The organism is Janthinobacterium aquaticum (assembly GCF_009208565.1).
Taxonomy (GTDB): domain Bacteria; phylum Pseudomonadota; class Gammaproteobacteria; order Burkholderiales; family Burkholderiaceae_D; genus Janthinobacterium.
In genome coordinates, this window is sequence record NZ_WFLK01000008.1 from 100,729 (window position 1) to 115,882 (window position 15,154).

The window sequence follows — 15,154 nt, forward strand, 5'->3', positions numbered from 1 at the left end:
GCACGCGAGGGTGCGCAGGGAGCATTCATGAGTATTCCGCTATTTGATGTGAATTCGCAAGAACCCCTGTTTGACCAGGCGCAGCGGCGCACCCTGGCCGAAGCGGCGCTGCGCTCGATTACCGCCTCCACGGCGCGTGCGCGCGGCGACGATTTCCTGCGTATTCTGGTGCGCGAACTGGCCGAAGCGCTCGATGTCGATTATGTGCTGGCCGGACGCCTGATTGCACTCGACGACGGCACCGAAGGCATCCGCACCCTGGCCCTGTGGGGCAGCGGCGCCTACCAGGACAACCTGCAATACAGCCTGCAGCATACACCGTGCCAGGACGTGACCTGCCAGGAAATGTGCTTCCACGGCAGCGACATCCAGCGCCGTTTCCCGCTTGACTCCCTGCTGGTCGGGATGCGCGCGCAAAGCTATGTCGGCATGCCGATGATCGATACCGAAGGGCGTACGCTGGGCATCCTGTCGGCTATCGACACGCGTCCCATCGATGACAACAAGCGCCTGCTGGCCTTGCTGCTGCTGTCGATCTTTTCAGCCCGCGGCGCGGCCGAACTGCAGCACCAGGAACGTGCGCAGCAACTCGAGGCGATGGTGCAGCAGCGCACGGAATCGCTGCTGGTGGCGCAGACCAGCCTGGTCGAGCAGGAGCAGATGGCGGCATTGGGATCGTTGGTGGCGGGCGTATCGCATGAGGTCAATACCCCGATTGGCGTGGCGCTGACGGCCGCTTCCAGCATGGCCAGCTATGCCGACCAGCTGGTGCAGCGGCTGGCCGCGCCCAAGGTCAGCCGCGCCGAACTGATCGAGGTCGCCGATGCACTCAAGGGTGCGGCCGCGCTGGTCGAGCGCAACCTGACGCGCGCTGCCGAGCTGATCGGTAACTTCAAGCAGTTGGCGGTCGACCAGGTCAGCGAATACGTGACCGACCTGGCGTTGCATGACTATGTGCAAGGGCTGGTGTCGGCGCACAGCCCCGAATTGCGCAAGGCGGCGCTGCAGGTAGAGCTGGGCATTGCGCCTGACTGCCGGGTGCGCCTGGCGGCCGGCAAGTTGTCGCAGATACTGTCGAACCTGCTGATGAACAGTGCGCGGCACGGCTATCCGCAGGGCGGCCCCGGCAAGATCACCATCTGCGCCGGCATCGAGACCGATGCGGCCGCCTCGTGGCTATGGCTGGAGTTTGCCGACGACGGTATCGGCCTGGCGCCGGCCGTGCGCGAACATATGTTTGAACCGTTTTTTACCACCAAGCGCGGCCAGGGCGGCTCCGGCCTGGGCATGCATATCGTGCAGACCATCGTGCAGCAGCAGGGCGGCCAGATACGCGCTGTCGAGGGCGTGGCTGGCTGCCATATTCATATCCGCTTGCCGCTGTCGAGCTGACATATGGCCATGGCAGGGCTCTGCGACGTCTATTTTGTTATTTAAATTATAATATTTATCACCAAAATGAAAATATATTGTCTTAATGAGAATTTATTTTAATAACGTTGCATATTCGCCATATGCCTGGTGAGTTTGATTGACACCACGATTCCCAGCATGTTTTCATGGGTGATCAAGGTACTTGGCTTGCCTTGATATGGCATGGATGACAGGTAGTTTGTTACCTGCTTGTTTCAGATCCAGACTCAGTGCATCAAAAATATAAAAAGAAGGGATTCCCATGTTTCAAGAAACCGTTATCTTTCGTGCTGTCCGCACGCTATGCACCGGTGGCGTGGTTGCGGCAGCTTCGCTGTTGTCGCAGTCTGCCATGGCGCAGGACACTCAGGCCGGCGAAGCCCCATTGCAGCGAGTCGAAGTAACTGGCTCCTCAATCAAACGCATTGCTGCTGAAGGCGCGTTGCCAGTGACCATCCTGACTGCCGACGCGATTCGCGCTTCCGGCGCCACTTCGGTCACGGATCTGGTAAAAAATCTGTCATCGGCACAGGGTTCTACCGGCGAAACCGGCTCAGTAGGTGGCAGCACGTTCGGATTTTCCGGTATCTCGGTACATAATGTGGGCGAGACTCGTACACTGGTTCTGTTGAACGGTAAGCGCCTGGCACAGTTTGGCGGCCAGACATTGACAGGTTTTGCCGCCGGCTTCGACTTGAATTCAATTCCCATCTCGGCCATTGAGCGCGTGGAACTGCTGACAGACGGCGCATCGGCACTGTATGGCGCCGACGCGATCGCCGGCGTAGTCAACTTTATTACCAAGCATGACACGACCAAGGGCGACGTTACCATCGGCTATTCCAGCCCGAAAGATGGTGCACGCGAGAAGCGCATCAGCGCCACCAAGGGTTTCGGCAATGTCGATGAAGATGGTTACAACGTCGTGCTGACCTTTGGCCATGACGAGCGAACCAAGCTCGCTTCGGTTGACCGCTCCTTTGCCAATACCGGCAAAGTACAGTTTTCGGCCAATGGCAAGCGGTATCAGAAGCAGCAATTTTCGGCCAGTCCGATTCCGGCCAACGCCACGGATGATCTTGGGCAACTGATCAGTCCGTATCAACGTACCAATGGCAGCTGCCCTGAAAAGACTTTCCGCGTGATCGAGCCGTATAACGACGGCAGCGGTCTGGCCGATGATTACTGCGGCTATGACTTTACCAAAGACCTGGAAATCTATCCTGAGCGTAAGCGCGATAACTTTATGGCGTCGGCCACTTTCAAGATAGCTGGCCATGAAGTATTTTCCGATGTGCTTTTGTCGCGTTCAAAACAGGTATCGCGCATTGCGCCCGTGCCAGGCGCCATCAGCATTGACGCCGGCAGCGCCTTGCACACTAAATACTTGTTGCCGCTTGGCATTACCGGTGACAGCACGGCCTACTATCGCTTGTTTGACATGGGGCAGCGAACCTCGAACGACACGGCGGAGTTCGCCAGTGTGGTGGTCGGCACGCGCGGCAATGCAGCGGGCTGGGATTACAATGCGACCTACAATTTTTCGGAAAGCCGCGTGAAGGGAAGTATTGCTGGCTATCCTGGCGCCATTGCCGTCGGCAAGCTCACCTCCAGTGGTCTGCTCGATCCGTTCGTTGGTCCGGGCCAGCAATCGGCGGCGGCCCAGCAGGCTATCAAGGATGCGACCTATTCCGGCTACTGGGATGGCGGTACCTCGCGTCTGCAAACGATAAACCTGAACGGTTCGCGTGAACTGATGCGTCTGGCTGGTGGGGGATTGATGCTTGGTGTAGGCGCAAATATCAACCGCGAAGAATTCTCCTCCAAGCCCAGCTTGTTTGCCCAAGGTGCACTGGCAGATCCGGCTGCAGGTGTATTGTGTGGTGGGACCAGTGGGCTTGAGTGCGATCAGCGTTTTGGCGATGCAGCCAGCAGTCTGCCTTACAGTGCAAGCCGCACTTCCAAGGGCGTCTTTGGCGAGTTGATTGCGCCTGTGCTGAAACAGCTGGAACTGGGCGCGGCCCTGCGAGTTGACGATTTTTCCGATTTTGGCAATGCGACCACCGCCAAGGCCAGCTTCAAATGGACGCCTGCGCCGGCATTGCTGATCCGCGGTTCGGTAGGCAATGGTTTCCACGCCCCTACGGTGCCACAGGTAAACGCACGCCAGACCGGCTACGGCGTCACCAGTGAAAAATACACCTGCACGCCGGCCTTGCAGGCGATTGCCACTTCACTCAACGCGGTGTGCCAGTCAGGTAATCGCCAGTATGACCAATTGGCTGGCGGTAACCGCGACCTGAAGCCGGAAAAATCGCGCCAGGCCACGCTGGGTTTCCGTTATGAGCCTTTCAATGCACTGACGCTGGGCGCCGATCTGTGGCATGTGCAGATCCGCGATTCGTTTGGTCAGTTGACGGAGCAACTGGTGTTTGCCAATCCGGCCAATTTCCCTGGTTCGTGGGGTGTCAATACCGATGTAGGCACGGGCAAGACTTACCTGGCTTTCCTGGCCAATAACCAGAATCTGGGCAAATCGTACGCTACCGGTGTCGATGTCGATGTCAGCGTGCGTTATCGCAGCCCGATCGGTCTGTTGACCTCGCAGCTGAATGTGACGCAGATGCTGCGCGAGCAGATCCAGCTCGAGCGTGACGGCGCCTACTATTCGGCCATCGGCAACTTTGCCGAATTGGGCACCGTGACCTTCCGCACCCGCGGCCAGCTGGCGACCACCCTGAAAACCGGCAATTGGGCCAATACGCTGACGGTCAATTTCCGCTCAGGCTATCGCGATCAGGAAACAAGTGTCGAGGTACTCGACAATGCCGGTAACGTCACCGGTCAGGAAGATATCCGCATGAAAGTGGGATTCTTCTCGACGCTCGACTGGCAGACAGTATGGACGCCACGCGAGAGCTGGGCCTTGACTGCCGGCGTGTTGAACCTGCTGGACAAAAACCCGCCGTTCGTTCCATCGACTTCCGGCTCCGGTCGCGGTCAGCAGTTCGGCTATGATGACCGCTACTACGATTCACGTGGCCGTACGCTGTACGTCAACGCGTCGTATCGTTTCTGATCTTGTGTCTGCCTTGCCGCTGCCCTGTCCTTGACAGTGCGTAGTGGCGACAGATGCATCAAAAAAGCCAGCGCTGCATCCTGCAGCCGCTGGCTTTTTTTTAAGCAGAGATGTGGCAATGCGTGTTAGCTGTTTGCCATCGCCATGGCAATGGCTTCTGCCACCTTGATACCGTCCACTGCAGCCGACAAAATGCCGCCGGCATAACCCGCGCCTTCGCCGGCCGGGAACAGGCCGCGCGTATTGAGGCTTTGCAAATCGTCGTCGCGACGCTTGATGCGGATCGGTGACGAGGTGCGCGTTTCCACCCCCGTCAATACCGCATCGGCCTTGTAGTAGCCCTTGATCTGCTTGTTAAATGCCGGGAAGGCTTCGCGCAGGGCCGTGATCGCATACTCGGGCAGCGACGGCGCCAGGTCGGTCAGGTGCACCGCTGGCTTGTACGACGGCACCACGCTGCCAAATTCGGTCGAGGCGCGTCCCGCCACGAAGTCGCCCACCAACTGGCCCGGCGCATCGTAATTGCCACCGCCCAGCGCAAAGGCGCGCTCTTCGAGTTCGCGCTGCAGGGCGATGCCGGCCAGCGGGTCGCCTGGATAGTCTGCTGGCGTGATGCCGACCACGATGGCGCTGTTGGCGTTGCGTTCGTTGCGCGAGTACTGGCTCATGCCGTTGGTGACCAGACGGCCCGGCTCGGACGCAGCCGCCACCACCGTGCCGCCAGGGCACATGCAGAAACTGTAGACCGAGCGGCCGTTGCTGGCATGATGCACCAGCTTGTAGTCGGCCGCACCGAGGATCGGATGGCCGGCGCTGGGGCCGAAGCGGCAGCTGTCGATCAGCGACTGCGGATGCTCGACGCGAAAGCCGATCGAGAACGGTTTGGCTTCAATATAAACACCGCGTTGGTGCAGCATTTCAAACGTGTCGCGCGCGCTGTGGCCGATGGCCAGCGCTACATGGTTGCTGGCAATAGTCTCGCCGCTGGCCAGCACCACGCCGCGTACCTGGCCGCCATCCGGGCCGGGCGCAATGTCGAGGTCGACCACTTTGCTCTCAAAGCGGTATTCGCCGCCCAACTGTTCGATTTCAGCGCGCATCTGTTCGACCATCTTGACCAAGCGGAAGGTGCCGATATGCGGCTTGCTGACGTACATGATTTCTTCGGGCGCACCGGCCTTGACGAATTCGGTCAGTACCTTGCGGCCGTAGTGTTTCGGGTCCTTGATCTGGCTGTAGAGCTTGCCGTCCGAAAAGGTACCGGCGCCGCCTTCACCAAACTGCACGTTTGATTCCGGATTGAGTTCGCGCTTGCGCCAGAAACCAAAGGTGTCGACGGTGCGCTCGCGCACCTGCTTGCCGCGCTCCAGGATCAGCGGGCGCAGACCCATCTGCGCCAGGATCAGTGCCACGAACAGCCCGCACGGGCCGGTGCCGATCACGATCGGGCGCGGTCCGTTCGCGTGTCCTGCCAGTTGCTGGCCGCCGGCGACGAATTTGTAGTCGGTATCGGGCGCCGGCATCAGGTGGATATCGTGTTGCAGGCGCGCCAGCACGGCCGCCTCATCGCGCACTTCCACGTGCAGCGAATAAATCAGCACGATGGCGCTGCGCTTGCGTGCGTCATAACTGCGCTTGAAGACCGTGTAGCCAAGCAGCTCATCGGCTGCAATGCCCAAGCGCGCCAGGATGGCGGCGGGCAGGGCAGCTTCGTCGTGTTCGAGGGGGAGTTTTACTTCGTTCAGTCGCAACATAGTTCTATCTATCCGGGATCTCTGCCTCCTCAGCCTATGGCAAAGGTCATGACAGGGTATTGCCTGCGCAAATGCGCCAACCCGCTATTTTACCTGCATCGGCTTGAGGCTCGGCAGATAGTGATGCCAATCTGATGTCGTGAACGCAACATTTAATGTGCACGCATCTCATCTCGCCTGCACTGGTGCGGCTCAATTGGATTGTTCAGTATTTTTGTTTTTAACTAAATAAAATTTTATTTTAAAAGAAAGCGCGATTCAATATTTCAGCAGGAGGTGTTTTGTAATACTGCAACTGGCCAGAAAGCAAGGTGGAGCTGCATCAAGTATTTTGACATTTGCTGGTGCACCTTTAGCTATCCAAACTATGCACCGTTCATGTGCGACTGCACAATTTTTTTTTAAGAAGTTATTCAGCTTTCCTCCTATGAGCAGCTATCAAATTGTTCAAAAATAATTGCATATAAAATATTTGAAATTTATTTTTATGCTGCAATGCGCAAAAATCTAGTGCACCAATAATGTGCAGCCTTGGCACCAATATGGCGACTTCATGCACCAATACCGAATAAGCTATGGTGAAAATTGAGTATGGTAAATTTTATGTGTTGTTTTCTATCCATAGCTTCAGCTGTTCAATTGACAGTGTTCTGACCCGCATGGTCTGATGTAACGGCTACGTCACATTAATTACAGACGGATACAACCAGCGGGAACAGCTTTTACAAAAGGCGTTTTCATAAAATTTCAGAATACAAAAGGAGTTGTCTATATGAAGTTGCGTATGAAGTCCATGCACATTGCCGTTTTACAAGTATTGGCAACCGGTGCATTCTCGGTCGGAGCCGCTGGCTCCGCGATGGCGCAAGCCACACCAGGCGCCGAGGCCCCGCAACGCGTGGTCGTAACCGGTTCGCTGATCAGCCGTACCGACACCGAGACGGCAGCCCCGGTTCAGGTCATTACTGCGCAGGAAATCCAGCGCAGCGGTAAAACTTCGATTGCCGAACTGCTGTCGGATCTGGCATCGAACGGCGCCGGCACGCTCGGAACCGGTTTCTCGGGCGCTTTCGCCAACGGCGCATCGGGCGTTTCGCTGCGCGGCCTGACGGTCGGCTCGACCCTGGTGTTGATCGACGGTCACCGCATGTCGCCTTACGCGATCGGCGACGATTCGCAACGCTCCTTCGTTGACGTATCGAACATTCCTTTTGACGCCATCGACAGCATCGAAGTGCTGAAAAGCGGCGCTTCTTCGCTGTATGGTTCCGATGCTGTTGCCGGTGTGGTCAATATCAAGCTGAAGAAAAGCTTCAACGGCACGCGTTTCTCGGCTGACAGCGGCACCACCGAACATGGCGGCGGCACCACCCACCGTGCATCGCTGTCGACCGGTTTCGGTGACCTCGACGCCGACGGCTACAATGTCTTCGCGACCGCCGAATGGCGTCGTCAGGGTGCCATCCGCATCGATGACCGCAAGCAGTTCGCCTGGGATGATCTGGACTGGAGCAAGCGTGGTGGCCAGAACTTGACCTACGGTGTGCCAAACGCTCGCAACAGCTTCCTGTCCCCAGGCAGTTCGCCTTTCCTGTACAACCCATCGGGTGCCGGCGGCGCGCAAAATGCAGCCAACTTCCTGTTCCTCGACCCTACCTGCAACTACACGGCATACCGTGCCGGTGGCTGCGCAAAGGAAGATACCTACGGCTTTATCCAGCCTGAAACTGAAAACAAGAACTTGCTGGTCGGCTTTACCAAAAAGCTGCCGCAAGACTGGGAAATGTCGATCAAGGCATCGGTATTCCAGCGTGACAACCTGAACAATCGTGGCATGCCACCGGCATACTCGCCAACCTCGTTTGCCGGTACCAACGTCAACAACAACGGTGCACTGACCCCGGGCTTTGGCGCCATTCCAAGCACTACGTTCGCACCAGGCGCCGCTGTGGGCAGTAGCCTGACCAATCCATTTGGCAACAATGCTCGCCTGTACGGCTACATTCCTGGACTGGACGGCACCTCGCAGCAGCAAAACAAGGCAACGACCACTCGCCTGGCAGTTGACTTTACCGGCGCGGCCATGGGCTGGGATATGCAACTGGCTGGCGGTCTGACCAAGTCGAAGGTTGAAGTCGACTACAGTGGTTTTGTTGATCGTACTGCGCTGTATAGTCTGCTGCGCTCCGGCCAATGGAATGCGCTGGGCGGCAATACGCAATCGCTGATCGACCAGGTCTCGCCACGTTTCTCGAACACGCTGGAATCAAAGCTCAACTACGTTGATGTGGTTGGTTCGCGTGAACTGATGTCGCAACTGGGCGCAGGACCGCTGAAACTGGCAGTTGGCGCGCACTGGCACAAACGTACTTGGGATGCACCACCGTCGCCACTGACCTTGAACGGCCAGGTTGGTTCGACTTCGGCTTTCGTTTTCGGTGAAGAAACCAACAAGGCAATTTTTGCCGAGCTGGCCGCTACCCCGATCAACAACGTCGAGTTCAATCTGTCGAGCCGTTACGACAAATTCGATACCAATAAATCCTTTACCCCGGCTGCCACGCTGAAATGGACGCCAATGAAGGAAGTTGCACTGCGCGGTACTTTTGCTCGCGGGTTCCGCTCGCCTAACCCTGCCGAAACCGGCAACTCGGGTTCGTTCTTCCTGTACCACGGTATCAATGATCCGATTCTGTGCGCTAACGGCCAGCAGTACAGCGCCGGCAACGTACCAGGCGCCTGCAACATCCAGCCTACGTATGTTCAGCGTCCTAACAAGGATCTGTCGCCAGAGAAGTCGAAATCGTACACCCTGGGTGCCGTGCTGCAACCGTTCAAGGGTCTGAATGCCACCATCGATTACTACAATATCGAAGTGCGCAACCAGATCGTGACCGCTGCCGGCAACGATCCTACGTACGTTGAAACGTTTGTGCGTGGCCCTGCCGTGCCGCTCGATATCGCTACCGGCGTTGGCAACAATGTTGTAGTCGGTACCCCGTCTGTTGGCCCGATCCTGTTTGCTGAATCGGCTTACATCAACGGTGGCTCGACCAAGACCTCGGGCGTGGAAACCGATATCGGCTACCGCTGGAACCTGAACGAAAACGGCGTGCTTCGTGCCAATCTGAGCTATGCTCACACCATCAGCTACGAGCAAACCGTTGCTGGGGTGACGTATCAGCTGGCTGGTACGCAAGGTCCGTCGGTGGTGTCGGGTGCTACCGGCTCGCCGAAAGACCGCGCTCAGCTGAGCCTGGGCTGGACGCGTGGTCCGTTGGATATCAACACCACGCTGAACTACACCAGCAGCTTCTCGGCACTGGATCCATCGGTTGGCGGTACTGATTGCACCACTGCTGCGGCAGATATCGCTGGCCGCAACTACTTCCAGAATCTGAGCCAGCCGCTGCAATACTGCCACGTGCCATCGTTCACGACCACCAACCTGAACGTCCAGTACAAGGTCAGCCCGAATCTGACGCTGAAAGGTTCGATCCTGAACGTGTTTGATCGTCAGCCACCGTTTGACCTGAGCACCTACGGCAATGCCACCACGCAAACGTCGTATAACGCTTCGCTGCATCAAGCCGGCGCTGTTGGCCGCTTCTTGAGCCTGGGTCTGGCTTACACGTTCTAAGCATCAAGTGAGCAGCGACATATCTGTTGCTGCGTAAGCTACGCCCCGCCAGATCCAACTCTGGCGGGGTGTTTTCATTCTGCCGCAACGATGGCCAAGGCCAAATAATTGCGGTATCCAAAGGATAAGTATGAAATTGATCAGTGTACTGGTAATGGGAAGTGTGGTCCTGCTCGCTGGTTGCGCCAGTTCCGTTAATGGCGAGCAGACAGCCTCCAAAGCGGATCGCGAAACGTATATTTCGCTCGGTTCCAATATTCCGAAGAAAAAAAGCAGTCAGTCTGAAAGCAGGAATGTTGACCTGCAGCAGCTGGAAAATGAGCGCACGACAAACAGTGCCACCATCAACTTGCCACAAAGGTAGTTGATGGCCGAGCGGTCAGGCTGCATTTGCTGCCTGGCCGTTCTTGCTGGCGAACCATGTGCTCAGCCCCACCGCGCCTGCAAGGTGGTAATCGCCGCCAACGCCGCTGTCTCCGTGCGCAGCACACGCGGCCCCATGCTGAGGGCAATCGCGCCTGCAGCAATCGCTGCATCTTCTTCGCTGGAAGAAAAACCACCTTCCGGTCCAACCATCAGAGCAAGATCGTGTGCCTGCCGCGCTGCGGCCCACTCGGCCAGCGTCTGTGTACCGCGCGGACTGAGCAAAATGCGAGGTGCTGCAGCCGGGTGGGCAATCCATCTGGAAAACTCCTCCAGCGAACTCAACGATGCCAGCCGGTTGCGCCCGCACTGCTCTGAGGCCGACACGATAATGCCCTGCCAGTGCGACAGTTTCTTTTCGGCGCGCTCGCTTGACAGGCGCACCACACAGCGCTGCGCTGCCAGCGGCTGCACGGCAGCCACGCCCAGTTCAACGGCTTTTTCAATAATCCAGTCCATTTTCGACGCTTCCGGCAACGCCTGGGCCAGCGTAATGGCAAATGGCAGCTCGGCTTCGCGGGGATCGTGCGCCAGCACCTCGGCCGTGACGCTGCGTTTGGCAACCGACGCCAGGCGGGCCTGGTACTGGCCACCTTCGCCATTGAACAGCGTGACTTCTTCGCCGACGGCCAGGCGCACCACCTGGATATGGTGGGCGACCGCTTCAGGCAGGTCGATAATGGCGCCGGTAACGAGCGGCTGGGGGCAGAAAAAACGCGGCATGCAATTCCTGTATGAACTAAATGATGGAAAAAAACAGCAAAGTATCGCCAGATGGCAAGGCAGATCCCTGCAATTCTAAATTGCGCTCCCTCAGTCTGGTAAAATAGTTGGCTACAAAAAGCCCGCTGGCTTGCCCGCGGCTTATCTGCCTTGCTGCAACGAATTCCAAACTCGCGACTGACCCATACCACCATGACAACTACGCCCCCAACCAACAAAATGGCCAATGCGATCCGCGCACTGGCGATGGACGCTGTACAAAAGGCCAATTCCGGTCACCCAGGCATGCCGATGGGCATGGCCGAGATCGCTGTTGCTCTGTGGAATGGGCATTATCGCCACAATCCTGCCAATCCGAAATGGCAGAACCGCGACCGCTTCCTGCTGTCGAACGGCCACGGCTCGATGCTGCACTATGCGCTGCTGCACCTGACCGGCTACGACCTGTCGATGGACGACATCCGCAATTTCCGCCAGATGCATTCGAAAACGCCGGGCCACCCGGAAGTCGATATCACCCCAGGCATTGAAACGACCACCGGTCCACTGGGCCAGGGTATTGCCAATGCCGTCGGCATGGCGCTGTCGGAGCAACTGCTGGCGGCTGAATTCAATCGTCCCGGTCATGAAATCGTCGACCACTACACCTATGCTTTCCTGGGCGACGGCTGCCTGATGGAAGGTATTTCGCATGAAGTATGCGCACTGGCCGGCACGCTGGGCCTGAACAAGCTGATCGCCCTGTACGACGACAATGGCATTTCCATCGACGGCAAAGTCGAAGGCTGGTTTACCGATGACACCCCGGCCCGTTTTGAAGCCTACGGCTGGAACGTGATCCGCGCCGTCGACGGCCATGACGTCGACGCCGTGGCCGCTGCCATTGCTGCTGCCAAGACCGCCACCAAGCCGACCCTGATCTGCTGCAAAACCGTGATCGGCAAGGGCTCGCCGAACCTGCAAGGCGGCGACAAGGTGCACGGCGCCGCACTGGGCGACAAGGAAATTGCTGCCGTACGCGAATATATCGGCTGGGATGCGGCACCTTTCGAAATGCCGGCCGAGCTGTACACCGCCTGGGATGCGAAAAAGCAGGGCGCACTGGTCGAAGCGGACTGGAACGAACGTTTTTCCGCCTACAGCCGCGAGTTCCCGCAGCAGGCTGCCGAACTGACGCGCCGCATGAAGGGCGACCTGCCGGAAGCGTTTGAAGCGGCACTGGCCGCCGCGATTGCTTCGTGCGTCGAGAAAAAAGAAAACATCGCGACCCGCAAGGCCAGCCAGAACGCCATCCAGGCACTGGCTTCGTCGCTGCCGGAATTTCTGGGCGGCTCGGCCGACCTGACCAGCTCGAACCTGACCAACTGGAAAGAATCGATTGCCGTGCGTTCGGGCAAGCCTGGCAACCATATCAACTACGGCGTGCGCGAATTCGGCATGAGCGCCATCATGAACGGCATCACGCTGCATGGCGGCTACATCCCGTTTGGTGCCACGTTCCTGACGTTCTCGGACTACAGCCGCAATGCGCTGCGCATGGCTGCACTGATGAAACTGCGTTCGATCTTCGTATTTACCCACGATTCGATCGGCCTGGGCGAAGACGGCCCGACCCATCAGTCGGTCGAGCATATCTCGTCGATGCGTTTGATCCCGAACCTGGACAACTGGCGTCCATGCGACACGGTTGAATCGGCCGTAGCCTGGGGCGCCGCCGTGCGCCGCAAGGATGGCCCATCGACGCTGATCTTCTCGCGCCAGAACCTGCCGTACCAGGAGCGCTCCAGCGACACCATCGCCAATATCGCCCGTGGCGGCTATGTATTGAACGACGTGGCCGAGCCGAAGGCGATCCTGATCGCCACCGGTTCGGAAGTCGAACTGGCCGTTGCCGCGGCCAGCGCGCTGGCCTCCGAAGGCATCAGCGTGCGCGTGGTGTCGATGCCGTCGACCGACGTGTTTGACCGCCAGGACGCCGCCTACAAGGCCAGCGTGCTGACCAAAGGCGTGCCGCGCGTGGCCATCGAAGCTGGCGTGTCAAGCTTCTGGTACAAATACGTGGGCCTGGAAGGCGCCGTGGTTGGCATCGATACCTTCGGTGAATCGGCGCCGGCTGGCGTGCTGTTCAAGCACTTCGGCTTTACGGTTGACAATGTCGTGGCCAAGACGAAATTGGTTATTGCCAACTAACTGATGCAATCCTGCCGCCAGCGCCCCGCAGATGGGCGCGGCGGCAAGCAGATTTTTAATGTGCTTAGTACCTTTCTTTTAATCAGGAGCAGAGTATGACGATCAAAGTTGCAATCAATGGCTACGGCCGCATCGGCCGTAATGTATTGCGCGCTTTCTACGAAGGCGGCAAGAAACAGGACATCCAGATCGTTGCCATCAACGATCTGGGCGACGCCAAGTCGAATGCCCACCTGACCCGCTACGACACCGCCCACGGCAAGTTCCCTGGCACCGTGACCGTTGAAGGCGACAACATGATCGTCAACGGCGATCCGATCCGCGTATTCGCACAGCGTAACCCTGCTGAAATTCCATGGGGCGAGCTGGGCGTGGACGTAGTGCTCGAGTGCACCGGCTTCTTTACCACCAAAGAAAAAGCGTCGGCCCACCTGAAAGGCGGCGCCAAGAAAGTCATTATCTCGGCACCGGGCGGCAAGGACGTGGACGCCACCATCGTCTACGGCGTCAACCAGGACGTGCTCAAATCGACCGACACCGTGATTTCGAACGCATCGTGCACCACCAACTGCCTGGCCCCGCTGGTCAAGCCGCTCAACGACGCTATCGGCCTGGAAACCGGCCTGATGACCACCGTGCACGCTTACACCAACGACCAGGTACTGTCGGACGTCATGCATGAAGACCTGCGCCGCGCCCGTTCGGCCACCATGAGCATGATCCCGACCAAGACCGGCGCTGCAGCCGCTGTCGGCCTGGTGCTGCCGGAACTGAACGGCAAGCTGGACGGCTTCGCGATTCGCGTGCCGACCATCAACGTGTCGCTGGTCGATCTGTCGTTTATCGCCAAGCGCGACACCACCGTGGAAGAAGTCAACGCCCTGATGAAAACCGCTTCGGAAGGCGCCCTGAAAGGCATCCTGACCTACCAGACCGAGCCGCTGGTATCGATCGACTTCAACCATAACCCGGCCTCGTCGAACTTCGATTCGACCCTGACCAAAGTGTCGGGCCGCCTGGTGAAAGTATCGTCGTGGTACGACAATGAGTGGGGCTTCTCGAACCGCATGCTCGACACCACCGTAGCACTGATGGCTGCCAAGTAAGCCGCAGCTGCTGTCTCAGAACCCGGGCTTGCCCGGGTTTTTTTTCGCCTGCTGGTCGCTCAGCTGGCGCCGGTAAAAACGCCACAGCAGGCGCGCATCCTTGAGTACGGGCACGCCAGCCAGTGCTCCCAGTACGCAGGCCAGGATAATTGTGGCAGCTGGAAAACCGATATGCTTGAAAGCCAGTGCACCGCTGACGCCGCCGCTGAAAAAACACATGATCAGCAGGGCGTGCGTTTTCAGCTTGCTGCGGTTGACACGCACCATCTGTCCCGGCAGTTCGCGCCGGTTGTAATAGGCCATCTTGCCCAGTTCGATGCCGATATCGGTCGACAGGCCCGTCACATGCGTGGTGCGGATGGCGGCGCCGGAGATTTTGGTAATGATGGCGTTTTGCAGGCCCATCACAAAACACAGCAGCAAGATGGTGACCGGCCCCAGCACATTGGGCATGGCGGCCAGGTAATTGCCGGTCAGGCCGAACAGCAGCAGCAGCGCCGCTTCAAGCAGCAGGCTGGCGGCGAACTGGCTGTGCAGGCGCCGGCGGCGGCCCCAGTTGACCATGATGGCCGTCACAGCGGCGCCGCAGACAAACGCCAGCCAGGCGCCGAAGGCGGCCAGCGCCACCGTCACCTTGCCCAGCGCCAGGTCGTCGGCCATGCCCGAGACGATGCCGGTCATATGCGAGGTGTAGCCGCCGATGGCCAGAAAACCACCGGCGTTGACAGCGCCGGCCACCAGTGCCAGCAGGCAGCCGAGCTGCAGATTGGCCTGCGCATCGCGCGCCGCACCACTCAAGCGTGACAGATAATGCACGGGCATGGCG

General features: G+C 58.5%; 9 protein-coding genes. 6 read left to right on the top strand and 3 right to left on the bottom strand.

Annotated elements, in window-relative coordinates; all coding sequences use genetic code 11:
* Window positions 1-27 precede the first annotated feature (27 nt).
* Together GCM43_RS14310 and GCM43_RS14315 are read left to right on the top strand one after the other, a co-directional pair.
* The gene (locus tag GCM43_RS14310; RefSeq protein WP_152245392.1) at window positions 28-1,392 is read left to right on the top strand and encodes a GAF domain-containing sensor histidine kinase; all 1,365 of its coding nucleotides are present in this window, start codon (window positions 28-30) and stop codon (window positions 1,390-1,392) included.
* A 283-nt stretch (window positions 1,393-1,675) separates the two neighbouring features.
* The gene (locus tag GCM43_RS14315) at window positions 1,676-4,492 is read left to right on the top strand and encodes a TonB-dependent receptor domain-containing protein (protein ID WP_152245394.1); all 2,817 of its coding nucleotides are present in this window, start codon (window positions 1,676-1,678) and stop codon (window positions 4,490-4,492) included.
* A 125-nt stretch (window positions 4,493-4,617) separates the two neighbouring features.
* Here the strand turns inward: GCM43_RS14315 and GCM43_RS14320 are convergent, their stop codons facing one another.
* Entirely contained in the window at window positions 4,618-6,246 is a 1,629-nt protein-coding gene (locus GCM43_RS14320; RefSeq protein WP_152245396.1) for an NAD(P)/FAD-dependent oxidoreductase, read from the bottom strand.
* A 784-nt stretch (window positions 6,247-7,030) separates the two neighbouring features.
* On the opposite strand from GCM43_RS14320, the gene GCM43_RS14325 reads away from it, so the two are divergent.
* Both GCM43_RS14325 and GCM43_RS14330 read left to right on the top strand, forming a co-directional pair.
* The gene (locus GCM43_RS14325; protein ID WP_226929491.1) at window positions 7,031-9,886 is read left to right on the top strand and encodes a TonB-dependent receptor; all 2,856 of its coding nucleotides are present in this window, start codon (window positions 7,031-7,033) and stop codon (window positions 9,884-9,886) included.
* Between the two features lie 130 nt (window positions 9,887-10,016).
* On the top strand, window positions 10,017-10,250 hold the full coding sequence (locus tag GCM43_RS14330) for a hypothetical protein (protein ID WP_152245400.1): 234 nt from the start codon (window positions 10,017-10,019) through the stop codon (window positions 10,248-10,250).
* Between the two features lie 62 nt (window positions 10,251-10,312).
* Here the strand turns inward: GCM43_RS14330 and GCM43_RS14335 are convergent, their stop codons facing one another.
* Window positions 10,313-11,032, bottom strand: coding sequence for a 16S rRNA (uracil(1498)-N(3))-methyltransferase (locus GCM43_RS14335; protein ID WP_152245402.1), 720 nt, complete (start codon window positions 11,030-11,032; stop codon window positions 10,313-10,315).
* A 192-nt stretch (window positions 11,033-11,224) separates the two neighbouring features.
* On the opposite strand from GCM43_RS14335, the gene tkt reads away from it, so the two are divergent.
* Both tkt and gap read left to right on the top strand, forming a co-directional pair.
* Entirely contained in the window at window positions 11,225-13,222 is a 1,998-nt protein-coding gene (gene tkt, locus GCM43_RS14340) for a transketolase (protein ID WP_152245404.1), read from the top strand.
* 95 nt (window positions 13,223-13,317) lie between these two features.
* Complete coding sequence (gene gap / locus GCM43_RS14345; RefSeq protein ID WP_152245406.1) at window positions 13,318-14,328, top strand: type I glyceraldehyde-3-phosphate dehydrogenase; 1,011 nt, start codon at window positions 13,318-13,320, stop codon at window positions 14,326-14,328.
* A gap of 15 nt (window positions 14,329-14,343) precedes the next feature.
* Here gap and GCM43_RS14350 read toward each other — a convergent pair whose 3' ends face one another.
* Window positions 14,344-15,150: a YoaK family protein gene (locus tag GCM43_RS14350; protein WP_152245408.1), complete on the bottom strand. Its 807-nt coding sequence runs from the start codon at window positions 15,148-15,150 to the stop codon at window positions 14,344-14,346.
* Window positions 15,151-15,154 lie beyond the last annotated feature (4 nt).

Excerpts from the sequence above, each read along its gene's own strand:
- GCM43_RS14310 (WP_152245392.1), top strand. The coding sequence starts at position 28 with ATGAGTATTCCGCTATTTGATGTGAATTCGCAAGAACCCCTGTTTGAC.
- GCM43_RS14315 (WP_152245394.1), top strand. The coding sequence starts at position 1,676 with ATGTTTCAAGAAACCGTTATCTTTCGTGCTGTCCGCACGCTATGCACC.
- GCM43_RS14320 (WP_152245396.1), bottom strand. The coding sequence starts at position 6,246 with ATGTTGCGACTGAACGAAGTAAAACTCCCCCTCGAACACGACGAAGCT.
- GCM43_RS14325 (WP_226929491.1), top strand. The coding sequence starts at position 7,031 with ATGAAGTCCATGCACATTGCCGTTTTACAAGTATTGGCAACCGGTGCA.
- GCM43_RS14330 (WP_152245400.1), top strand. The coding sequence starts at position 10,017 with ATGAAATTGATCAGTGTACTGGTAATGGGAAGTGTGGTCCTGCTCGCT.
- GCM43_RS14335 (WP_152245402.1), bottom strand. The coding sequence starts at position 11,032 with ATGCCGCGTTTTTTCTGCCCCCAGCCGCTCGTTACCGGCGCCATTATC.
- tkt (WP_152245404.1), top strand. The coding sequence starts at position 11,225 with ATGACAACTACGCCCCCAACCAACAAAATGGCCAATGCGATCCGCGCA.
- gap (WP_152245406.1), top strand. The coding sequence starts at position 13,318 with ATGACGATCAAAGTTGCAATCAATGGCTACGGCCGCATCGGCCGTAAT.
- GCM43_RS14350 (WP_152245408.1), bottom strand. The coding sequence starts at position 15,150 with ATGCCCGTGCATTATCTGTCACGCTTGAGTGGTGCGGCGCGCGATGCG.